Source organism: Methylobacterium tarhaniae (assembly GCF_001043955.1).
In the GTDB taxonomy this organism is placed as follows: Bacteria; Pseudomonadota; Alphaproteobacteria; order Rhizobiales; family Beijerinckiaceae; genus Methylobacterium; species Methylobacterium tarhaniae.
The window spans coordinates 1-20,023 of sequence record NZ_LABZ01000196.1; the positions used below are offsets into that span (position 1 = coordinate 1).

Consider the following 20,023-nt stretch of genomic DNA (forward strand, 5'->3'; position numbering starts at 1 on the left):
GCCAGACCTGCCAAGCACGCCTCATTCCCTCGTCACGACACTCGGATCACACCCTGGCGCGGGGTGGAGCAGCCCGGTAGCTCGTCAGGCTCATAACCTGAAGGTCACAGGTTCAAATCCTGTCCCCGCAACCAAATCGATCAAGAAGCCCGTCAGGTCATCCTGGCGGGCTTCGTCGCGTTCAGGCCAGCGACAGCCGCACGCGCCGGTTCTGCTTGCCCTTCTTCTCGATCGCCGTGACGGTCGCGGTGCCGATCTCAGACGTACGGTGCACATGGGTGCCGCCGCAGGGCTGGAGGTCGAGGCCGTCGATCGCCACCAGCCGTACCCGGCCGCTGCCGATCGGCGGCTTCACGGACATCGTCTTGACGAGGCTCGGATTGGCCAGCAGCTCGTCGTCACTGATCCAGCGATCCGTCACGGCGGCGTCCCGTGCGATCATCTCCCGCAGCTGCGCCGTCACCGCCTCCTTGTCGAGGCCGGCATCCGGGATGTCGAAGTCGAGCCGACCCTCGCCGTCACCGATCGCGCCGCCGGTGACCGGGTAGGGGAGGGCGACCGAGAGCAGATGCAGGGCGGTGTGGACCCGCATCCGGGCATGGCGCAGGGGCCAATCGAGGACGAGGCGCACCCGCTCGCCCGGTATCAGGCCGGCCTCGCCCGGGGCGACCTTATGGAGGACGATGCTCTTGTCGGGTCCGTAGACCGTGTCGAGGATGGCGACCTCGGTGCCGCCCTCGCGGACGATCCGGCCGCGATCACCGGGCTGGCCGCCACCCTGCGCGTAGAACAGGGTCCGGTCGAGGACGAGGCCGGTCTCGTCCGCCGCGACGATCCGGGCCTCGGCCTCGCGCAGATAGGCGTCGTCGCGAAAGAGGAGTTCGGTAGGCATGGGCACCTTCGGGCTCTGATCAAGGAGGGGCGGCCGCCGCGTCGCCATCGAGGATCCGTGCAAATTAACCATCTCGGTTAGCGAAGCTGCAGGCTTGCCGCTCTTACGCTCGGACGAGTCCCGAGACCAAGCCCGCGATGATCGCTACCCCGACCTTCCCGGACCTCTCCGCCCTCGTGGTCGACGAGAGCCTCTATATCCGCCGCATCGTCCGCGACATGCTGATGCGGGTCGGGATCAAGCGCCTGCTCGAGGCGCCGGATGGCGCCGAGGCGCTGGGCGTCCTCGCCGAGAGCAAGCCGGACCTCGTGGTCCTCGACTGGGACCTGGCGATCCTCTCAGGCGAGGAATTCATCCGCCTCGCCCGCACCCCGGCGACCTCGCCGGCCCCGACCGTGCCGATCATCCTGATGCTGGCCCAGCCACGCCGGAACGTCGTCGATCGCGCGATCAATCTCGGGGTGAACGAGATCATCGCCAAGCCGTTCTCGCCCAAGACGCTGTGGTCGCGCCTCGACGAGGTGATCAACCGGCCGCGGCCGTTCTCGCAGGTCAAGAGCCTGCTGCGGCCACAACCGCGCCTCGCCGCTGCGGCGGCCGTCAAAGGCCTGCTCTAACGGTCCCCAGGCTGCATCGCGATTTAATCCGCGAGTCTAAAGTCTTATCTCTCACACCGTAATCCGGCTTCCAGCAGGCCCGACCTTTGTCCAGTATCCCGACCAAACCGGGCGCTCCAGCCGTCCGGATGGACAGGGAGAGAAGCATGCTCACGCGCCTCGCCGCCGTCGCCGCCATCCTGGCGGCCATCTCCGGCCCGGCCGCCGCCCAGGACGTCGTGCGTCTCGGCAACCTGAAATTCGCCCATTACGGGGCAATCTCGTACATGAAGGAGATTGCAGCGAAGTATAACCTGAAGATCGACGAGAAGCAGTTCGCCAAGGGGGCCGACATCTATCCCGCAATGGCGGTCGACCAGATCGACATCGCGGCCTCCGGTGCCGACGGCGCGGTGGCGGCGCGCGGCAACGGCGTGAAGCTCCTGGTGGTGGCGGGCTTCGCCAATGGCGGCGTGCGCATCCTCGGCCGGCCCGACCTCGGTGCCAAGTCGCTGGCCGACGTGAAGGGCAAGAAGGTTGCGGTGGTGCGCGGCGGCACCCAGGACCTGATGCTGCTGGCCGAACTGGAGAAGAACGGCCTGACCTGGTCGGAGCGGCCGGGCAAGGACGTGCAGCTGGTCTACTTCAACAACTACGCCGACCTGAACCAGGCCCTGGCGCAGAAATACGTCGACGTGATTTGCCAGAGCGAGCCGCAATCGACGCAGGCGATCTCGAATGGCTGGGGCTACGAGATCGTCAAGCCCTACGACACCCCGGTCGGCGTGCCCTACCGTCCGCTGGTCATGACCGAGAAGATGTATACCGAGAAGCCGGAAGTCGCCGCCCGCGTCCTGAAGCTGTTCGTCGAGGCGACCAAGACCTTCATCGAGAAGCCGGACCTCGCCGAAAAATACGTGCGTGAGCAGGTCTTCAAGGGCCAGCTCAGCAGCAAGGATTTCCGCGATTCGATGGAGAACGCCGACTACACCTACGACATGCCGGCCGGCCACATGCAGGTCACGGCCGACCTGATGCACAAATACGGCCTCGGCAAGATGGTCAACCCGCCGAAGGGCGACGCCGAGTGGGTCAAGCTCGACCTGCTCGAGCAGGCGAAGACGGAACTCGGCGCGAAGACGAACTGAGCCGCCATCGTGACCCGCCTCTCCACCTACCGCGGCGCGCTGCTGCCGATCGGATTGCTGATCGTCTGGGAGATCGCCAGCCGGGCCGGCCTGTTCTCGGCGGTGGTGCTGCCGCCGCCGAGCGCCGTGGCCTCCCGCTGGTTCGCCAGCCTGATCCCGGCCCTGCCCTACGATCCGGCGACGCAGAGCTACACCGCCTGGCTCTTCTCCGGCGAGTTGCCGCATGACGCGGTGGCGAGCTTGAGCCGGGTGATCGCCGGATTCGCGATCGGCGTCGGGCTGGCACTGCCGGTCGGCCTCCTGATGGGCACGAGCGACCGGCTGTACGGCCTCGTCAATCCTCTGCTGCAGATCCTGCGGCCGATCCCGCCGATCGCCTACATTCCCCTCGCCATCGTGTGGTTCGGGCTCGGCAACCCGCCGGCCCTGTTCCTGATCGCGCTCGGCACCTTCTTCCCGGTCCTCGTCAACACGATCGCGGGCGTGCGCCAGGTCGATTCGATCTACGTGCGCGCGGCACGCAATCTCGGAGCGAGTTCCTGGACGATGTTCCGGCGGGTGATCCTGCCGGCGGCGAGCCCCTTCGTGCTCGCCGGCATGCGCATCGGCATCGGCACCGCCTTCATCGTGGTGATCGTCGCCGAGATGATCGCGGTCTCGGACGGGCTCGGCTACCGGATCCTGGAAGCGCGCGAATACATGTGGTCGGACAAGATCATCGGCGGCATGCTGACGATCGGCATCCTCGGCCTCGTCATCGACGGTGCGATGTCGCGCCTGAACGATCACCTGCTGCGCTGGCATCGCGGCCTGGAGCGTTGAACCCATGACCGCGACCGCCACGCTCCGAAAGCCCGAGCCCGCTCACGCCGCCGCGCCGGGCGCCGCCGAGATCGCGATCGACCACGCCTCGAAGGTGTTCGGCACCGGGGAGGGGGCGGTGGTGGCGCTCGAGGACGTCACGGTGACGATCCCGAGCGGGCAGTTCGTCTGCCTGCTCGGTCCCTCCGGCTGCGGCAAGTCCACCCTGCTCAACGCCATCGCGGGTTTCTCGCCCCTCACCAGCGGCACGATCCGGATGGCCGGGCGCCCGGTGGTCGATCCGGGTCCCGACCGGGGCATGGTGTTCCAGGAATACGCCCTGTTTCCGTGGATGACGGTCGAGCAGAACATCCGCTTCGGCCTCGACATCAAGGGCGTCGGACGCGGGGAGGCGGATGCGATCGTCGCCCGCATCGCCGGGACGCTCGGCCTGTCCGACTTCCTCGGCCGCTTCCCGAAGGACCTGTCCGGCGGCATGCGCCAGCGCGTCGCCATCGCCCGCATCCTGGCCCTCGACCCGCCGGTGATGCTGATGGACGAGCCGTTCGGAGCCCTCGACGCGCTGACCCGGCGCACGCTTCAAGACGAGCTTCTGCGGATCTGGGCCGAGTACCGAAAGACCATCGTGTTCGTGACCCACTCGATCGAGGAGGCGATCTACCTCGCCGATCGGATCGTCGTGCTCACCTATCGCCCGGGCCGAATGAAGCGCGACCTGACCGTGCCGCTCGCCCGCCCCCGCGACACCGCCTCGGCCGAGTTCAACGCGCTGAAGCGCGAGCTCGCCGGGTTGGTGATGGAGGAGCAACAGCGCTTCACGCAGGCCGAATTGACGGGGTCGGCAGTCGACTGATCATCCACCCCGGTGGTCGATCGACCGCAATTCATTGGGCGGCATGAGGGTTGTCGCTGTGAGACGGCGGCGGCCGCGGCACGATCGCTGCTTTGCGTTCGGCCCGGAGCCACGTAAGCTCCCCATCATGTGATGGATTGTTCCGCCCCGCACGGGCGCGGATGTGAAGGATGTCGGCGTCGCCGATGAGGGATGAGACGGCCGTCTCCGTGCCGGCGCGCGCCGCGGAGTACGCCGAGACAGCGCGCGCGACCGCGCCTCCGCCCCACCCGGCGGGGGATGATGTTCCACGCCGGGCCGAGCGGCGCGCCTACGCGGCGCTCGATCTCGGCACCAACAATTGCCGGCTCCTGATCGCCGAGCCGGCGCCCTACGGGTTCCGGGTGATCGATGCCTTCTCGCGCATCGTGCGCCTCGGGGAGGGTCTGGGCACCACCGACCGGCTGAGCGACGACGCCATCGACCGCACGGTCGATGCGCTGGCGGTGTGCCTCGGCAAGATGCGCTCCCGCGGGGTGGTGCGGGCGAAGTCGATCGCCACCGAGGCCTGCCGGCTCGCGGTGAACGGCCCGGCCTTCGTCGACCGCGTCCACCGCGAGGTCGGACTCGACCTGGAGGTGGTGGACCGGCGCACCGAGGCCTACCTGGCAGTCACCGGCTGCGCGGCCCTCGCCGACCGGCACGCCGAATCGGTGGTGATCTTCGATATCGGCGGCGGCTCGACCGAGATCGTCTGGCTCGACGGCTCCGCCGCGCTCGCCCGCAGCGCCGACCCCACCTTGCGCATCCGGGCCTGGGATTCGCTGCCCGTCGGCGTGGTGACCCTGGCCGAGCGCTATGGCGGGGCCGACGTCACCCGCCCGGTCTTCGAGGGCATGGTCGAGGAGGTCGCCGACCGCCTGACCAAGTTCGCGCTGATCGCCGGCGCCGCCGCCCACGCGCCGAACTTCCACCTCCTCGGCACCTCCGGCACGGTGACGACGCTGGCCGCCACCCACCTACGCCTGCCGCGCTACGACCGGCGGCGGATCGACGGCTTGTGGATGCGCGACCGCGAGGTCACCGACGCGATCGACGGCCTGCTCTCGACGCGGCTGTCGGACCGGGCGCAGAATCCCTGCATCGGCCGCGACAGGGCCGACCTGGTGCTCGCCGGCTGCGCCATCCTGGAGGCGATACGCCGCGCCTTCCCGTCCGAGCGCCTGCGTATTGCCGATCGCGGCCTGCGCGAGGGCCTGCTCATGAACATGATGCGCGAGGACGGGGTCTGGCGCCGGGGCGTGCGGCCGGGCTGAAGACCGCTCCGGGCTTGCGCATGAGAGCCCGGGGCGTCATTGACCTTGAACGATTTTTTCGATCATCGAAGGTCACGGCATATGAGCGATCGTCGCGGCGGCGGCCTCCGGGGCGACCTGAAGCAGCGGGTCAAGACCGGGCGCGGGCGCACGGTCTCCTCCAAGCTCTGGCTCGAACGCCAGCTCAACGACCCCTACGTGGCCCGCGCCAAGCGCGAGGGCTACCGCTCGCGGGCGGCCTTCAAGCTCATGGAGATCGACGACCGCTTCCGGCTGCTGCGGCCGGGCCAGCGGGTGGTCGATCTCGGGGCGGCGCCGGGCGGCTGGTCGCAGGTGGCCGCCGCCAAGGTCGGCAGCCATCCGGGCGCGCCGGCGCCGCGGGGCCGGGTGGTCGGCATCGATCTCCTGGAGATCGAGCCGATGCCGGGCGTCGACTTCGTCACCCTCGACTTCCTCGATCCGACCGCGCCCGGTCTGCTCACCGAGATGCTGGGCGGGCCGGCCGACGTGGTGATGTCGGACATGGCCGCGAACGCCACCGGCCACAAGAAGACCGACCACCTGCGCATCATGGGGCTGGCCGAAACGGCCCTCGCCTTTGCCCGCGAGATCCTGGCGCCGGGCGGCATCTACCTCGCCAAGGTGCTCCAGGGCGGCACCGAGGGCGGCCTGCTCACCGACCTGAAGCGCGATTTTGCGAGCGTGCGCCACGTCAAGCCGGCGGCGAGCCGGGCGGATTCGAGCGAGCTCTACGTGCTGGCAACCGGCTATCGGGGCGCCGAGGCGACGGATGGGCCGTATCGCGAGACCGATGACCGCGACGGGGAGGACGAGGCGGGCTGGCGACCGTGACGCCGGCGGCGGCGATCGAGCGGGCCCGGGCGCTCCTCCTGGCGGAGGGCTTCTCGGAGATCGGGCGGGGAACGCGGGGCGAGAGCTTCTACTTCGGCCTGCCCAGTGCCGAAGGGCAATTGCGGGTGGCCAACCACGCCCGCACGCCGAAGCAGCGGCTCAAGCATCCGGAGGTGGTGGTGAGCCTCGTCGTGACCGGGCCGCTGTCGGAAGCGGCGTTGCGGGAGCGCCTGAGCGCGACCTTGCGGGATTTCCGGGCACGGCTCCAGCCAACGATGGCGATCAGGACATTCTGACGCCTGAGAGGCGAATGCGTTTTTCGTCTCTCGTTAAGGCGAGGATCTGCGATTCTACTCCGATCGGCTCGGCTACGTGAGCGGCTGCTTTTCCCCATACGCCCATTTAGCTTTTCACACCCTGGCGTACGGGAAACAGGTGTTTTCCGTACATCCAAGATAGCCGGCTGGAACCTGACAGAGGTTTTATGGGGGGATACTCTCAACTTCTTGCAGAAGCTGGGGATGACCGCTTGCAAGTTCCTCGGCCAAGCAGACGTTCGACGTTCAGATGCCCCAGAACCCCGCCCTAATAGGGGAGCTCTGCTCAAATAAAAACGCCGCCCGCCTTTCGGCCGACGGCGCTCTCTGCCAAAAACAGGAAAGGATTATACTAGTGCAATCAGACAGGATCAAGCACGCGCAGTTTTAATTTACCGCGTTGCTTAGGCGCATTACGTCTGACGGTGATTTCAACATCGCCCCCTAATGCGCGTGTGAAGCCAAGCAGACGCTCAAGCGAGTAGCCGCCTGTGCGACCGCGCAGAAGTTTGGATACGTCTGGTTGGCTGACACCCATAAGGCGCGCAGCCGCCGTTTGCGACAACCCTCTACGCTCGATCTCATCGATAATCCCTATAACGAGGTCAGCCTTGAGGCTCTCCTCGGTGGGATCGTCAAAGCCAAGATCAGCATAGACGTTGCCGCTGCTACGAGTGGTCACGTCATCTGTGTTCGCCGCACCGGTCGCGATATCCGCGGAGCCGGCAGAATGAGCAAGATGATAAGCCATGGTCTGTTTACCTAGTATGTGTGGGGTGCCCCTCCCCCGATCGGGAGAAGGGCGCAACTCGGGTACTCAACATCGGCCTTAGCCGGTGTCCTTCTTCGCAAAATGTTCGGCGTAGTGCCTCTTCGCCTCGGCCAATCGATCCTTGATCAGGTCGATGTCCTTGCGCGGCGTGGCGACACCACTTGTCGACTTCTTCTGAAAAGCGTGGAGGACGTAGACCACACCCGCGAACTTGGCTGCATAGGCCGTCCGGTAGGTGTTTCCGTCATCGTCTTCGACGATCTCCAGAACCGCTGCGCCCTTGAAGTCCTTCTCGCTCTTCAGGGGCTTAGCTGAGATCGGCTTGCGTCCCTTTTGAGCGAGGCGGAGGGCGAAACCAACCTCCCGCTTCACCTCGGGCGGGAAGTCCGACACCGCCTGTTTCGTCCGGCCGAGCCAGACGAGTTCGCTATCGGGCGGCTGCGAAGGTGGATCACTCATGTTGTACCATTCTTGTTATGGCGGAACCACCATAACTCAGAGAGGTTCCACAGGCAATGGTAAATCTGCCATAGCCAGTCGCGACCGTGGGTGCCACCTTCAAGGTGGTGGACGGTAGGCGAGACCTCCTGTTTCAGCCGCAGCGCCAAGATCTGCTCTCACCCCATGCGGTCATTCCGCATGTCAGGCTCGGACGTACGGCAAACATGTGTTTACCGACAGGAGGAACCGCCAACCACGAAGTGCATCGACCTCCGCCGAAGAGGGTATGTGACAAATCCTGTCGGATTGATGGGATGTGCGGAAACGGGGTTTGAAGGGTTTTCCGTCAGAAGCCCCGTTTCACCCCGCCCGCTTCGCCGCATCCGCCAGAAACTCCGCCACCGCCTCGACGAAGGGCTGCCCGTAGGCATCCCGCTTGCGCTCGCCGACCCCGTGGACCGAGCGCAGGGCCCACAGGTCGACGGGCTTGGAGCGGGCCATCTCGATCAGGGTGCGGTCTGGGAAGATCATGTAGGCGGCGACACCCTCCTGGCGGGCGAGCGTCGCGCGCAGGCCCCGGAGGTGCTGGAACAGCGCCTCGTCGGCCTCCGACAGGCCGAGCGAGTCGTCGCGGTCGGCGGCGGACCCGCGGCGGCGCTCCTTCGGGGCCTTCGGCTCGGGATCGGGGCGCAATTGCACGGGCTCGCGGCCGAACAGGATCGCCTCGCCCTTGTCGGTGAGCGAGAGGCCGCCATAGCCGTCGCCGTTCTCCGCCACCGCGCCCGCCGCGAAGAGCTGGCGCAGGATCGCCCGCCAGGCTGCCACCGGCTTGTCCGAGCCGACCCCGAAGGTCTTGAGCTGGCTGTGGCCGTTGCGGCGGATCTGCTCGCTCTCCTTGCCGTGGACGAGGTCGCAGATATAGGCGGCGCCGAAGCGCTGGCCGGTGCGCACCACCGCCGAGAGCACCTTCTGTGCCGCCACCGTGCCGTCGATCAGCGAGACGCCGCCGCGGCACAGGTCGCAGCGGCCGCACGGCTGGCTCTGCTCGCCGAAATAGCCGAGCAGCGACTGGCGCCGGCAGGTCGCGCCCTCGCAGAGCGCGATCATCGCCTCGAGCTTGCGGCGCTCGACCCGGCGGCGGTCGTCGGGCACCTCCTTCTCGTCGATCTGGCGCCGGCGCAGGGCCATGTCGTCGAGGCCGTAGAGGGTCAGGGTGTCGGCTGGCAGCCCGTCGCGGCCGGCGCGGCCGATCTCCTGGTAGTAGCTCTCGATCGTCGAGGGCATGTCGGCATGGCAGACATAGCGCACATCCGGCTTGTTGATGCCCATGCCGAAGGCCACGGTCGCCACCACCACGACGCCGTCCTCCTGGAGGAAGGTGTCCTGGTTGCGCATCCGCACGCTCTGATCCAGGCCGGCATGATAGGCGAGCGCGTTGAACCCGTCCTGTTGCAGGATCTCGGCGATCTGCTCCGTGCGTTTTCGCGATGAGCAGTAGATGATGCCGCTCTCGGCCTTGCGCGGGCGCAGGAATCGCGAGAGCTGGCGGGTCGGGTGCTCTTTCGGCGCGAAGGTCAGGCGGATGTTCGGCCGGTCGAAGGAATGGACGAACAGCTCCGGCTTGCGGCCGCGGGGAAACAGCCGCTCGGAGATGTCGGCCCGGGTCGCGGCGTCCGCCGTGGCGGTGAGCGCCACGGTCTGCACGTCGCCGAGCGCCTCGCGGGCGCGGGCGAGATCGCGGTATTCGGGCCGGAAGTCGTGGCCCCATTGCGAGACGCAATGCGCCTCGTCGACGGCGAGCCGCCGGACGCCGGCGCCCTGCAGGGCCTCGATCAATCCCTCCATCAGCAGCCGCTCGGGCGAGACGAAGAGCAGGCGCAAGCTCCCCTGGCGGATGCCGCGCCAGGTCTCGCGGGCGCTCGATTCCGACACCGTCGAGTTGAGGGTGCCGGCCGCGACGCCGAAGGCCTCCATCTGCTTCACCTGGTCGTGCATCAGCGCGATCAGCGGTGAGACGACGACGGTGAGCGACTGTTCCACCAGGGCCGGGAGCTGGTAGGTCATCGACTTGCCCGAGCCCGTCGGCATCACCGCGAAGACGTCGCGCCCGTCGAGCACGGCGCCGATCACCTCGGCCTGGCCGGGACGGAAATCCTCGTAGCCGAAGGTCTTTCGGAGGGCGGCGCGGGCCTCGTCGAGGCGGTCTGTCATGGGGTTCTGTGGGCTCGTTGCGGGCGGGCGGCAATGGGACGGCTTGCGGGTGCTTCGGATCGACGATAGCACTTCCTCGCCGACGCGGGACGCCACCATGACGCTCGACATTCGCGATGAGGACGTGGACCGCCTCGCCGAGACGCTGGCATCGATGGCGGGACTCAGCAAGACCGAAGCGGTTCGTATGGCGTTGGCAAACGAACTGCAACGGCGCGAACAGTCGCTGGCCGAGTTCTGGGCCCGCATCAAGCCGATCCAGGACGCGATCGCGGCCGCTCCGTCCACCGGACTGAAGGCCGACAAGGCGTTCTACGACGCGCTGAGCGGCCAGCCCTGATGTTCGTCGATGCCTCGGCGCTCGTGGCCATCCTGGCGCAGGAGCCGGGCTACATCCCGATCGGGGAGCGTCTGCATGCCGCGTCCTCCCGGTCGACGAGCGGGCTTGCCGTCTTCGAGGCGGTGATGGCGGTCGCGCGCTTGAAGCAGCTGACGATCGCGGCGGCCGAAGCCCATGTGCGGGACTTCCTGCAAGCAGCGGCCATCGCAATCGTACCGATCGCCGATGCAGAGGCACGGGAGGCGCTTGCGGCTTTCGCGCGCTTCGGCAAAGGCCAGGGGCACCCCGCCCAGCTCAACATGGGCGATTGCTTCGCCTATGCCTGTGCGCGGACGTGCAAGGCGGAGCTGCTCTTCGTCGGCAACGACTTCAGCCGGACCGACATCGTCCCATAATCACGGTGCCGCGACGCGGATCGCGCCCTCCGCCACCTGCACCACGTCCGCCCGCCCGGCCAGCTCCCCGAACAGCACCGGGTCGGCCCCGGTCATCCAGACCTGCCCCGGCAGGGCCTCGAGCGCGTCGAACAGGCCGGCGCGGCGGCGGGGATCGAGATGGGCGGCGACCTCGTCGAGGAGCACCAGGGGGGCAAGGCCGCTCATCCCGGTGACGAGGCGGGCATGGGCGAGGACGAGGCCGATCAGCAGCGCCTTCTGCTCGCCGGTCGAGGCGGTGGCGGCGGGCACGTCCTTGGGGCCGTGACGCACCACGAGATCGGAGGCCTGGGGGCCGGCCAGCGTCCGGCCGGCGGCGCGGTCGCGAAACCGGTTCTGGCGCAAGGTGGCGCGGTAGCGGTCCTCGGCATCGACCGCCGGCCAGACCGCCACGAGGTCGTCGATGTCGCCCTCCAGCCGCACCCCGGCCCAGGGGAAGGGCGAGGCCTCGTCGCGGGTGGACAGGATCAGGCTGTCGAGGCGCTCCACCGTCTCGCGGCGGGCGAGCGCCACCGCAACCGCGAGTTCCGCCACCTCGCGCTCGATCGCGTCGAGCCAGGGGCCGTCGTCGGGCCGCTCCTCCAGGAGGCGGTTGCGCGAGCGCAGGGCCCGCTCCATCGCGTTCACCCGGGCGCCGTGGCCGGCATCGACGGCGAGCACCAATCGATCGAGGAAGCGGCGCCGGTCGCCGGCCGGCCCACGGAACAAAGCGTCGAGGTCGGGGGTGAGCCAGACCACCCGCACCTGCTCGGCGAACGCCGTGGGGGAGGGCGCTGTGGCGCCGTCGATGCGGCAGAGCCGGCCGCCGCGCTCGTCACGGCCCCGCGGCGGCTCCCAGGCGGTGCCGATGCGGTGGTCGCCGTTCGGCCCCTCCAGCGTCAGCGACACCGCGAAGCCGCCGGCCCCGCCCTCGCGCGCCATCCCGGAAAAGTCCGCCCGGCGCAGGCCCCGTCCGGGGGCGAACAGCGACAGGGCCTCCAGGATGTTGGTCTTGCCGGCCCCGTTCTCCCCCACCAGCGCGACGAAGTGGCGCCCGACCGCGAGGTCGAGATCGGCGTGGTTGCGGAAGTCGCGGGCGATCAGACGGGTGACGCGCAAGGGATCGGGCTCGGTCATTTCCGGGCCATATCACAGGTCGTCGTCGAGGCCCGCCATGTCGCGTGCGCCGTGGATGATCCGATCGATCATCACGATCTCGGTCTGGTCGCGGGACAGGATCAGGTAGTTGCCCGCGACCGGCATACGCACGTCAAGGCCGATCTCAGGAGCAGGTTTCCCGCGGAACGGATGGAACGCGAGGCTGAGGCAGCGCTCCTTGAGCGCGGCGACGAATCGTCGAGCCCGAGCAGGGCTATCGGTCGCAACGTAATCGCCGACATCCCTGAGGTCCTTGGCTGCGGGCGCGGAGATGACGACGCGTCTCACGCGTCGCTATCCGTGGTCCTGTAGCGTTCTTCCAACTCGGCGAACACGATCTCGGCCGGCTGATAGTTGCCGCCCTCCACGCCTTCGCGCCACGCCTGCCGGACACGCGCGATCTGGGCCTCCCGGCTGCTCAGCAGACGAAGGGCCTCTTCCACGACCTCGCTCTCCGAACCGTACCGGCCGGTTCCGACGAGGGCATCCAGAAGGGATGCGGAAGGGGAATCGAGGGAGACGGATTTCGACATGCCATGAACGTGCGCGCGACTCTCGCCGCGCGCAATCCCGGCCTCACACCCGCATCGGCATCAGCACGTAGAGCGCCGGCGCGCCCTCGCGGTCCTGGATCACCGTCGGCGAGCCCGGATCGGCGAGGCGGAACAGGGCGGTGTCGCCGTCGAGCTGCGCCGTGATGTCGAGGAGGTAGCGGGCGTTGAAGCCGATATCGAGGGGGCCGGATTCGTAATCGACGTCCAGCTCCTCGGTCGCCGAGCCCGAATCCGGGTTGTTGACCGAGAGCGACAGGCGCCCGTCGGTCATGGCGAGCTTCACCGCCCGGCCGCGCTCGGACGAGATGGTCGAGACGCGGTCGACCGCCTTGGCGAACTGGTCGCGCTCCACCGTCAGGCGCTTGTCGTTGCCGGTCGGGATGACGCGCGCGTAGTCCGGGAACGTGCCGTCGATGAGCTTCGAGATCAGGGTGACGCCGGACGAGAAGCTGAACCGCACCTTGGCCGACGAGATCTCGACGCCGACGGTCTCGCCGCCATCCTCGACGAGCTTCTGGATCTCGGCCACGGCCTTGCGCGGCACGATGATGCCCGGCATGCCGCCGCTGCCCTCCGGCGCCTCCATCTGGACGCGGGCGAGGCGGTGGCCGTCGGTGGCGACCGCCCGCAGCTTGAGCGAGCCCTCGGCGTCGATGGTGTGGAAGAAGATGCCGTTGAGGTAGTAGCGGGTCTCCTCGGTCGAGATCGCGAACTGGGTCTTGTCGATCAGGCGCTTGAGGTCGGCGGCCGGCAATTCGAAGCGATGCGGCAGCTCGCCGGCGGCGAGATCGGGGAAATCGGCCTCCGGCAGGGCGCCGAGGGTGAAGCGCGAGCGGCCGGAGCGGATCAGCATCTGGCCGGTCTCGCCGCTGGTCTCGAGCGAGACCTGGGCGCCGTCGGGCAATTTCCGGACGATGTCGTAGATGACGTGGGCCGGCACCGTGATGGCGCCGCCATCGACCACGTCGGCGGGAATCGTCTCGGTCACCTCGATGTCGAGGTCGGTGGCCTTCAGCTGGAGGCCGTCCGGCCCCGAGCGCAGCAGCACGTTCGACAGGATCGGGATCGTGTTGCGCCGCTCCACGACGCGGTGCACGTGGCCGAGCGACCGAAGAAGGGCCGCGCGCTCGACGGTGACTTTCATCAGGGTGATCCGTGTCTCGAACGACCGACCGTTCAAGGCCGGCAACCGCACTCGTTGCCCCGTGCACGCACGGGACGGGAACTTTGGCGAAGGCGCTCCCCGAACGCAAGCCGGCGGGGGGGGCTCATCCACGAGCCTCCCCCGCCGGCCTCCGCCAGGACGTCAGTCCTGGAGCATCCGCTTCAAGAGCTCGACCTCGTCGCAGAGCGCCGTATCCTCGCCGATCGCCTTCTCGATCTTGCGCACCGCGTGCAGGACCGTGGTGTGGTCGCGCCCGCCGAAGCGCCGGCCGATCTCCGGCAGGGAGCGCAAAGTCAGCACCTTCGAGAGGTACATGGCGATCTGGCGCGGCTTGACCACCGCCGCGGTGCGGCGCTCGGAGAGGATGTCGGAGCGCGAGACGTTGTAGCGGCTCGCCACCAGCTTCTGGATGTCCTCGATCTTGACCCGCTTCGGCTCGCGGTTCTTCACGAGGTCGCGGATCGCCGTCTCGGCGGTGTCGAGGGTGACGGGGGCGCCGGTGAGCGTCGCGTGGGCGAGGAGCCGGTTGACCGCGCCTTCGAGGTCGCGGCCATTGGCGGTGATGGCCTTCGCGACGTATTCGGCGACCGCCGGGCCGACCTCGAAGGCCGGATGCGACGCCCGCACGGCTTCGAGGCGCGATTGCAGGATCGAGGCACGCAGGGCCTCGTCGAGGGTGCCGATCTCGACCACCAGGCCGCCGGCGAGGCGCGAGCGCACCCGCTCGTCGAGGGCTTCCAGCTCCGTCGGCGGACGGTCGGCCGCCACCACCACCTGGCGCCCGGCATCGATGAGCGCGTTCAGGGTGTGGCCGAACTCGGCCTGGATCGAGCGGCCCTGGATGAACTGCACGTCGTCGAGGATCAGGACGTCGATCGCCCGCAGCTTCTCCTTGAAGGCCAGCGCGCTCTGGGTCTTCAGGGCATTGACGAAGCCGTACATGAAGCGGTCGGCGGTGAGGTAGATCACCCGCCGTCCGGCATTCTTCACCGAATGCCCGATGCCGTGCAGGAGGTGGGTCTTGCCGAGGCCCACGCCGGCATGGAAGTAGAGCGGATTGTAGAGGGCGGGACCGCCGTCGTGCCGGGCGACCCGCTCGGCGGCGGCATGCGCCAGGGCGTTCGAGCGGCCGACCACGAAGCTCTCGAAGGTCAGGCGCGCGTCGAGGGGGGCGCCGCCGAGATCGCCCTCGGGGGCGGCTCCGCGGGCGGCGCGCTCGGGCTCCGGCAGCTCGGCGACCGGGCTCACGCTGGCGGCCGGACGCGGGCTCGGGGCGGGCTTGGCGATGGCGGCCGCACCCGGTCGGGCCGGCGCCATGGCGCCGCGCACGCCGACCTCCAGGCTCTCGATGCCGTCGGCCTCGCTGCGGAAGGTGGCCAGCACCCGGTCGAGGTAGTGCGACTCGATCCAGCTCTTCAGAAAGCGGGTCGGGACGGTGAGGCGGGCGACGCCGCCGGAAACTTCCTGCAGCTCGAGCCGGGCGAACCAGCTCGCGAACACGTCCTCGCCGAGCTCCGCCCGCAGGCGGCGCTTCACCCTCTGCCACGCTCCCGTGATCTCGGCCGCCGCGATCTCGCCGTGGCCGCGGCCATCGTCGCCGTTGCCGCCACGGCCGGAGCCGACCCCTTCCGCCAAGCTGCCGTCCACACGCATGACTGGTCCCTTCTCGGCCCGGTGGCGGCTGCCCGCTCCCGGCCCGTACGCAGATACGCTTGCCGCCGCAGCCCCGGACGAGGGGCGGGCGGCCGGGTGAAGGCCCGGGAAGTCAACGGCTCCCGGTCCTTTTTCCCGTGGTTCGCCCCGGTCTATCAACAACTGGTCTCGTTTCTCTTAAAGGCCTCGGAGCCTGGAATCCGCGAGCCGGCGCCGAGGGTTGGCGGCCGACACGCGGGCGTGCCCGGGAGACGGGCTCCCGTTTCGGGTCCGGCGATCGTTGCAGAGGAGCGAGACCCGCGGCGAGCAGCGGGCATGGGGAAAACTAGGCCGGTCGGGGGAAGCTTCGCAACAGGAAGGATCGGCCGCAGGGTAAACCGATCGTTACGGGATTGTGCCACCCACGCCGGATCCACAGCCTGTCCGGCGGCAACGCCCTGGAATCGTGACCGTTTCGTTGAAGTGCCCGTATGGCCCTCGAAAGATCCGTGCAGGCTCAACGGCTTGTCGAGAACGGGGAGGGCGCCGGGGACAGCCCGGTGGAAACCGCCGCCGTGTCCTGCGCGCACTTGACAGGATCCTCCGCCGCTCCAGGCCAGGGCAGCACCGTGAGCTCCGGCCAGAGCGCCCGCATCCGCTCGGCCTTGGCGTCGTAGGTCGCCCGGTTGGCGATGGCGAGGTTGGGGCGCAGCACCAGCCCGAACAGGTCGGCGAGGCCGAACGGCGCGGCGATGTCGAGGCTGTCGTCGGGTTCGAGCCGCACCCCGACCGCGTGGACCACGGCCGCGTAGCGGCCGAGCGCCGCGTCGGCGCCCGGCAGGGGAGGGTAGGGACTGCCGAAGCGAGCCTCGAACCAGAGGTGGACCCGGGCCTGGTTGCGGATCTCGACCGGGCCGATGCAGGACGAGAGGACCGGGGCGGCGCGGCGCACCACCGCGTCCTCGGCCTCCCAGGACAGGTCGGTGTCGTCGAAATAGATCAGGTCGTAGTCGCGAATCCCGTGCCCGCGCGGGCGGCCGGTCAGGGCGTTCCAGACCGTCTGGTACAAGCAGCCGGCGACGAGCCGCCATTGCGGCAGGGCGAGGCCGCGGGCCGCGACGAGCAGCCGCATCAGCTCGGGATCGGCCCGGATGATCGCCGCAAGACGGTGCGAGTGCGCTGCATCGCCGGAGCCTGCGTGAGCGGGCCTTTCGGTCACTTGTGTCAGCACGACGGAGTGTCCCACTCTCTCGCCTCAGAATGAGGATGGAGGATAGGAAGACCTGTTTTCCGGAGCGCCGCTCGCTGCGTGCGCTCGAACGGGTGCTCGGTGTCACACGCCGGTATATTCCGCCCACGACATCGGCGTCTCGAACACCTTGACCGAGGACAGGAGGGGCAGGGCCGGCCGGGTCTTCTCCCAGATCCAGACCGCGATGTGCTCGGCGGTGGGATTCTCGAGGCCCGGCACCTCGTTGAGGCAGTAATGGTCGAGGCGCTCGAGCACCGGCCCGAAGGCGGCCTCGACGTCGAAGAAGTCGACCACCCAGCCGGTCTCCGGGTCGACAGGCCCGTCGAGGGTCAGCTCCACCCGGTAGGAATGGCCGTGCATGCGGTGGCAGCGGTGGGTCGCGGGCACGTTCGGCAGCCGGTGGGCCGCCTCGAACGTGAAGGCCTGGGTGATCTTCATCTGTTTACGGTTCTGGGGATGTCTGTGGGCAGCCCCATAGCACCGATGATCCGGCGGGCGAACCCTCGCACGAAACCGAGGAGCCTGCGCGAGCCTCGGCTTGCGCCGGCCCCTACGGGATCCCGATCAGCTTGTGGGTCTGCAGGCTGAGGCGCCAGCGGGCGTCGCGCAGGCAATGGGCCACGGCGGCCTGCGTGTTGGCGATCCGGTCGGGACCGTCCATCGGCTGGAGCCAGAGATGGCGGAAGTCGAGCCCGGCGAGCGCGTCCGGATCGAGCGCGGCCTGCGGGTAGACGAGCTTCAGCTCGTCGCCGCGGGTGAGGCGCAAGGGAGCGCCGGCCTTGGGGCTGACGCAGATCCAGTCGATCCCCGCCGGTGCGTCCTGCGTGCCGTTGGTCTCCACCGCCGCCTCGAAGCCCCGCGCATGCACGGCGGCCAGGAGCGCCTCGTCGAGCTGCAGGAGCGGCTCGCCGCCGGTGAACACCACGTAGCGCCGCCCACGGGCCCCGCCCCAGCTCCGCTCGATCGCGTCGGCGAGCGCCACCGCATCCGCGAAACGGCCGCCGCCCACGCCGTCGGTGCCGACGAAGTCGGTGTCGCAGAAGCGGCAGACGGCCTCCGCCCGGTCGGCCTCGCGCCCGCTCCACAGGTTGCAGCCGGCAAAGCGGCAGAACACGGAGGCGCGCCCGGCCTGGGCGCCCTCGCCCTGGAGGGTATGGAAGATCTCCTTGACGGCGTAGCTCATGATCTCGGTCGTCGGCGGCCCGCGAAGGCCCGCGCGCGTTGCTCCATGTCGTTCGTCGTGGTCGTCCTGCCGTGTCAGATGGGGATCGCTCCGGCAAGCGCACCGGGCGCAGGCCACCTCCGCACCTGTGGACGGGCCTGTGAGCGGGCACGGGATGGCAGCGCCGCCATGCTCCCGCCATGGATGGTGCGTTCATGGAGGCGTCGCGCGGCGCTGTCAAAAGCTTCGCCGTTGCCCTACAATCACGGTCGGTCCGCCGTGCGGTGCCCGGGGCGGCGTGACCGGACGGCCCCCACGGGAGCCGGATGGTCGCGGGAGGCGCCGCGCGGGCGGCACCGGCACGACGGGAACTCATCGGAATGCTCACAGCTGCGCTGCTGCCGCGCTTCGCCGGACGCCTCTTCGGCCTCGGCGCCCTCGTGGCTGCCGGATCCTTCGCCGCCGGGGCGGCGGGGGCGGTCACCGCGCCGATGCTGGTCGTCGACGTCGATTCCGGCAAGGTGATCTACAGCCAGGGCGCCACCGACCCCTGGTACCCGGCCTCGATCACCAAGCTGATGACGACCTACGTCGCCCTCGACATGGTGCGCCAGGGCCGCGCCTCGATGGACCAGCTGCTCACCATCTCGGAGGCCGCCGCGGCCGAGCCGCCCTCCAAGATGGGCTTCAAGCCCGGCACCCAGCTCACCCTCGACAACGCCCTCAAGATCATCATGGTGAAGTCGGCCAACGACGTCGCCTGGGCGATCGGCGAGAATCTCGGCGGCTCCGTCGACGGCTTCGCCGCCCTGATGAACGATACCGCGCAGCGCCTCGGCATGCACGAGAGCCGCTGGACCAACCCCAACGGCCTACCCGACCCGCGGCAATGGACCTCGGCCCGCGACATGGCGATCCTCGGCCGGGCGCTGCTGCGCGACTTCCCCGAGAACCGCGACCTGTTCTCGATCTCGGCGATCCAGTTCGGCCGGGCCGTGATGGCGAACCACAACGGCCTGCTCGGGCGCTATGCCGGCGTCGACGGCATGAAGACCGGCTTCATCTGCTCGGGCGGCTTCAACGTGGTGGCGAGCGCCAACCGCAACGGCCGGCGCATCCTCACCGTGGTGATGGGCCAGGCGAGCGCCCGCGAGCGCGACCTGAAGGCCGCCGACCTGTTCGATTACGGCTTCGGCCAGTCCGGCTTCGGCTGGGGCGGCCAGACCCTGACCGAGCTGCCGGCCTCGAGCGTCGCCACCCCGCCGGACATGCGGCCCTATATCTGCGACAAGCGCCGGCCGATGCCGACGGATTCGGATTCCTCCGCCGTGACCGCGGGCGCCGCCGCCGGGGGCAATGCCGACAACGCCAACGCCCAGCTGATGGCGGTGGGCGCGCCGCCCTCCTCGGCGCTCGCCTTCGCGACCATGAACAGCGCGGCCCTGCGCAACCGCGCCCTGCCGCCCCGGGCGCCGCTGCAGCCGGTGCTGGTCTGGACCGGGCGCGACCCGGCCGAGAGCGCCATCGCGGCGGCCGACGAGGCGGCGCCGAAAGCCGCCACGTCGAAGCCGACCGCGCGGGTCAAGGTCGCCAAGCCAGCGCCCCACAAGCCCGCGCCGAGCCGCAGCATCGCGGCGACCGGCGCCACGGTGCCGCAGCCCAAGCTGCTCGCCCGCCAGAAGGCCGCGGCGCCGGCCGCGGCCTCCGCCTTCGCCTCCACCGGCCCGAGCACCGCCGTGATCGCCGAGCCGAAGGGGCACAAGGCGGCCGTGAAGGCGCCGCCGCCGAAGCCGGCCGCCAAGCCTGCGGCGAAGCCCGCGCAGAAGGCCGAGGCGAAGGAAGCCGCGAAGCCGGCGGTGAAATCGGCGCGCAAGAAGGACGACTGAGCCCTCGACCGTCCGGGCAGCGGTCTTCTGCCCGGACGAGACCCTGGCCTCTCGCCGCAGCCGGACCGCTTGCGTGCCACTGAGGCTCGACGAGGCCTCCCGCCTCGCGCATCCGGCCCTGGAGGCGCCCGGCCATCCGGGCGTGATCCCCGCGAAGGAGGACCGGCCTTACGCGCTCGCGCCGGGATTGACGTCGAGCGACGGGATGCGCAGTTCGCGGTGACGATCCGACGAGACCCGCCCCGAGATCCGCCCCGAGATC

General features: G+C 69.2%; 22 protein-coding genes and 1 tRNA gene. 11 read left to right on the forward strand and 12 right to left on the reverse strand.

Features of this window, described 5'->3' with window-relative positions:
• Positions 1–57 precede the first annotated feature (57 nt).
• Positions 58–134, forward strand: a tRNA-Met gene (locus VQ03_RS24705).
• A 47-nt stretch (positions 135–181) separates the two neighbouring features.
• Here VQ03_RS24705 and VQ03_RS24710 read toward each other — a convergent pair.
• The gene (locus tag VQ03_RS24710) at positions 182–892 is read right to left on the reverse strand and encodes an alanyl-tRNA editing protein (protein ID WP_048453578.1); all 711 of its coding nucleotides are present in this window, start codon (positions 890–892) and stop codon (positions 182–184) included.
• Between the two features lie 137 nt (positions 893–1,029).
• Here VQ03_RS24710 and VQ03_RS24715 point away from each other — a divergent pair, with 137 nt between their 5' ends.
• The 7 genes from VQ03_RS24715 (at position 1,030) to VQ03_RS24745 (ending at position 6,754) form a co-directional block, all read left to right on the forward strand.
• Positions 1,030–1,509: a response regulator gene (locus VQ03_RS24715; protein WP_048432124.1), complete on the forward strand. Its 480-nt coding sequence runs from the start codon at positions 1,030–1,032 to the stop codon at positions 1,507–1,509.
• Positions 1,510–1,655: 146 nt separating this feature from the next.
• On the forward strand, positions 1,656–2,636 hold the full coding sequence (locus tag VQ03_RS24720; protein ID WP_048453565.1) for an ABC transporter substrate-binding protein: 981 nt from the start codon (positions 1,656–1,658) through the stop codon (positions 2,634–2,636).
• Between the two features lie 6 nt (positions 2,637–2,642).
• The gene (locus VQ03_RS24725; RefSeq protein WP_048453566.1) at positions 2,643–3,458 is read left to right on the forward strand and encodes an ABC transporter permease; all 816 of its coding nucleotides are present in this window, start codon (positions 2,643–2,645) and stop codon (positions 3,456–3,458) included.
• Between the two features lie 4 nt (positions 3,459–3,462).
• Entirely contained in the window at positions 3,463–4,311 is an 849-nt protein-coding gene (locus tag VQ03_RS24730) for an ABC transporter ATP-binding protein (protein ID WP_048453567.1), read from the forward strand.
• Between the two features lie 185 nt (positions 4,312–4,496).
• Positions 4,497–5,606: a Ppx/GppA phosphatase family protein gene (locus tag VQ03_RS24735; RefSeq protein WP_048453579.1), complete on the forward strand. Its 1,110-nt coding sequence runs from the start codon at positions 4,497–4,499 to the stop codon at positions 5,604–5,606.
• A gap of 81 nt (positions 5,607–5,687) precedes the next feature.
• The gene (locus tag VQ03_RS24740) at positions 5,688–6,458 is read left to right on the forward strand and encodes an RlmE family RNA methyltransferase (protein ID WP_048453568.1); all 771 of its coding nucleotides are present in this window, start codon (positions 5,688–5,690) and stop codon (positions 6,456–6,458) included.
• Complete coding sequence (locus VQ03_RS24745; RefSeq protein WP_245292186.1) at positions 6,455–6,754, forward strand: hypothetical protein; 300 nt, start codon at positions 6,455–6,457, stop codon at positions 6,752–6,754. The genes VQ03_RS24740 and VQ03_RS24745 overlap by 4 nt, the downstream gene beginning before the upstream one ends.
• A 382-nt stretch (positions 6,755–7,136) precedes the next feature.
• Here VQ03_RS24745 and VQ03_RS32210 read toward each other — a convergent pair whose 3' ends face one another.
• The 3 genes from VQ03_RS32210 to recQ form a co-directional block, all read right to left on the reverse strand.
• Complete coding sequence (locus VQ03_RS32210; RefSeq protein ID WP_083468200.1) at positions 7,137–7,526, reverse strand: helix-turn-helix domain-containing protein; 390 nt, start codon at positions 7,524–7,526, stop codon at positions 7,137–7,139.
• Positions 7,527–7,604: 78 nt separating this feature from the next.
• Positions 7,605–8,006, reverse strand: coding sequence for a type II toxin-antitoxin system RelE/ParE family toxin (locus VQ03_RS24750; RefSeq protein WP_048453570.1), 402 nt, complete (start codon positions 8,004–8,006; stop codon positions 7,605–7,607).
• A 342-nt stretch (positions 8,007–8,348) separates the two neighbouring features.
• Complete coding sequence (gene recQ / locus VQ03_RS24755) at positions 8,349–10,199, reverse strand: DNA helicase RecQ (RefSeq protein ID WP_048453571.1); 1,851 nt, start codon at positions 10,197–10,199, stop codon at positions 8,349–8,351.
• A 97-nt stretch (positions 10,200–10,296) separates the two neighbouring features.
• Between recQ and VQ03_RS24760 the strand changes: the two genes are divergently transcribed.
• Both VQ03_RS24760 and VQ03_RS24765 read left to right on the forward strand, forming a co-directional pair.
• Positions 10,297–10,539, forward strand: a complete 243-nt coding sequence (locus tag VQ03_RS24760) for a type II toxin-antitoxin system VapB family antitoxin (protein ID WP_048453580.1) — start codon at positions 10,297–10,299, stop codon at positions 10,537–10,539.
• Complete coding sequence (locus VQ03_RS24765) at positions 10,539–10,934, forward strand: type II toxin-antitoxin system VapC family toxin (protein ID WP_048453572.1); 396 nt, start codon at positions 10,539–10,541, stop codon at positions 10,932–10,934. Before VQ03_RS24760 ends, VQ03_RS24765 begins: the two co-directional genes overlap by 1 nt.
• Here the strand turns inward: VQ03_RS24765 and recF are convergent, their stop codons facing one another.
• The 8 genes from recF to queE form a co-directional block, all read right to left on the reverse strand.
• Positions 10,935–12,089 (reverse strand): DNA replication/repair protein RecF, encoded by a 1,155-nt coding sequence (gene recF, locus VQ03_RS24770; protein ID WP_048453573.1) that lies wholly within the window; start codon positions 12,087–12,089, stop codon positions 10,935–10,937. It abuts the gene before it with no gap.
• Between the two features lie 12 nt (positions 12,090–12,101).
• Positions 12,102–12,398: a type II toxin-antitoxin system RelE/ParE family toxin gene (locus VQ03_RS32215; protein ID WP_083468201.1), complete on the reverse strand. Its 297-nt coding sequence runs from the start codon at positions 12,396–12,398 to the stop codon at positions 12,102–12,104.
• Positions 12,395–12,643 (reverse strand): type II toxin-antitoxin system ParD family antitoxin, encoded by a 249-nt coding sequence (locus VQ03_RS24775; RefSeq protein ID WP_048453574.1) that lies wholly within the window; start codon positions 12,641–12,643, stop codon positions 12,395–12,397. Before VQ03_RS24775 ends, VQ03_RS32215 begins: the two co-directional genes overlap by 4 nt.
• Before the next feature lie 43 nt (positions 12,644–12,686).
• Positions 12,687–13,808, reverse strand: coding sequence for a DNA polymerase III subunit beta (gene dnaN / locus VQ03_RS24780; RefSeq protein WP_048432113.1), 1,122 nt, complete (start codon positions 13,806–13,808; stop codon positions 12,687–12,689).
• 162 nt (positions 13,809–13,970) lie between these two features.
• Positions 13,971–15,482, reverse strand: a complete 1,512-nt coding sequence (gene dnaA, locus VQ03_RS24785; RefSeq protein WP_048453575.1) for a chromosomal replication initiator protein DnaA — start codon at positions 15,480–15,482, stop codon at positions 13,971–13,973.
• Positions 15,483–15,978: 496 nt separating this feature from the next.
• A complete protein-coding gene (locus tag VQ03_RS24790; RefSeq protein ID WP_083468202.1) occupies positions 15,979–16,593 on the reverse strand; it encodes a nucleotidyltransferase family protein in 615 nt (204 codons plus the stop codon).
• A gap of 201 nt (positions 16,594–16,794) precedes the next feature.
• Positions 16,795–17,151, reverse strand: a complete 357-nt coding sequence (gene queD, locus VQ03_RS24795) for a 6-carboxytetrahydropterin synthase QueD (protein ID WP_048453576.1) — start codon at positions 17,149–17,151, stop codon at positions 16,795–16,797.
• A gap of 112 nt (positions 17,152–17,263) precedes the next feature.
• Entirely contained in the window at positions 17,264–17,896 is a 633-nt protein-coding gene (gene queE / locus VQ03_RS24800; protein WP_048453577.1) for a 7-carboxy-7-deazaguanine synthase, read from the reverse strand.
• Positions 17,897–18,255: 359 nt separating this feature from the next.
• Between queE and VQ03_RS24805 the strand changes: the two genes are divergently transcribed.
• On the forward strand, positions 18,256–19,761 hold the full coding sequence (locus VQ03_RS24805; RefSeq protein WP_208605553.1) for a D-alanyl-D-alanine carboxypeptidase family protein: 1,506 nt from the start codon (positions 18,256–18,258) through the stop codon (positions 19,759–19,761).
• Positions 19,762–20,023 lie beyond the last annotated feature (262 nt).

Bases quoted from the DNA above. Each gene is read 5' to 3' on its own strand.
- VQ03_RS24720 (WP_048453565.1), top strand. From the start codon at position 1,656: ATGCTCACGCGCCTCGCCGCCGTCGCCGCCATCCTGGCGGCCATCTCC.
- VQ03_RS24750 (WP_048453570.1), bottom strand. From the start codon at position 8,006: ATGAGTGATCCACCTTCGCAGCCGCCCGATAGCGAACTCGTCTGGCTC.
- recQ (WP_048453571.1), bottom strand. From the start codon at position 10,199: ATGACAGACCGCCTCGACGAGGCCCGCGCCGCCCTCCGAAAGACCTTC.
- recF (WP_048453573.1), bottom strand. From the start codon at position 12,089: ATGACCGAGCCCGATCCCTTGCGCGTCACCCGTCTGATCGCCCGCGAC.
- VQ03_RS24775 (WP_048453574.1), bottom strand. From the start codon at position 12,643: ATGTCGAAATCCGTCTCCCTCGATTCCCCTTCCGCATCCCTTCTGGAT.
- VQ03_RS32210 (WP_083468200.1), bottom strand. From the start codon at position 7,526: ATGGCTTATCATCTTGCTCATTCTGCCGGCTCCGCGGATATCGCGACC.
- queD (WP_048453576.1), bottom strand. From the start codon at position 17,151: ATGAAGATCACCCAGGCCTTCACGTTCGAGGCGGCCCACCGGCTGCCG.
- VQ03_RS24805 (WP_208605553.1), top strand. From the start codon at position 18,256: ATGCTCACAGCTGCGCTGCTGCCGCGCTTCGCCGGACGCCTCTTCGGC.
- VQ03_RS24730 (WP_048453567.1), top strand. From the start codon at position 3,463: ATGACCGCGACCGCCACGCTCCGAAAGCCCGAGCCCGCTCACGCCGCC.
- VQ03_RS24740 (WP_048453568.1), top strand. From the start codon at position 5,688: ATGAGCGATCGTCGCGGCGGCGGCCTCCGGGGCGACCTGAAGCAGCGG.
- VQ03_RS24735 (WP_048453579.1), top strand. From the start codon at position 4,497: ATGAGGGATGAGACGGCCGTCTCCGTGCCGGCGCGCGCCGCGGAGTAC.
- VQ03_RS24790 (WP_083468202.1), bottom strand. From the start codon at position 16,593: ATGCGGCTGCTCGTCGCGGCCCGCGGCCTCGCCCTGCCGCAATGGCGG.
- VQ03_RS24715 (WP_048432124.1), top strand. From the start codon at position 1,030: ATGATCGCTACCCCGACCTTCCCGGACCTCTCCGCCCTCGTGGTCGAC.
- VQ03_RS24765 (WP_048453572.1), top strand. From the start codon at position 10,539: ATGTTCGTCGATGCCTCGGCGCTCGTGGCCATCCTGGCGCAGGAGCCG.
- queE (WP_048453577.1), bottom strand. From the start codon at position 17,896: ATGAGCTACGCCGTCAAGGAGATCTTCCATACCCTCCAGGGCGAGGGC.
- VQ03_RS24710 (WP_048453578.1), bottom strand. From the start codon at position 892: ATGCCTACCGAACTCCTCTTTCGCGACGACGCCTATCTGCGCGAGGCC.
- VQ03_RS24760 (WP_048453580.1), top strand. From the start codon at position 10,297: ATGACGCTCGACATTCGCGATGAGGACGTGGACCGCCTCGCCGAGACG.
- dnaA (WP_048453575.1), bottom strand. From the start codon at position 15,482: ATGCGTGTGGACGGCAGCTTGGCGGAAGGGGTCGGCTCCGGCCGTGGC.
- dnaN (WP_048432113.1), bottom strand. From the start codon at position 13,808: ATGAAAGTCACCGTCGAGCGCGCGGCCCTTCTTCGGTCGCTCGGCCAC.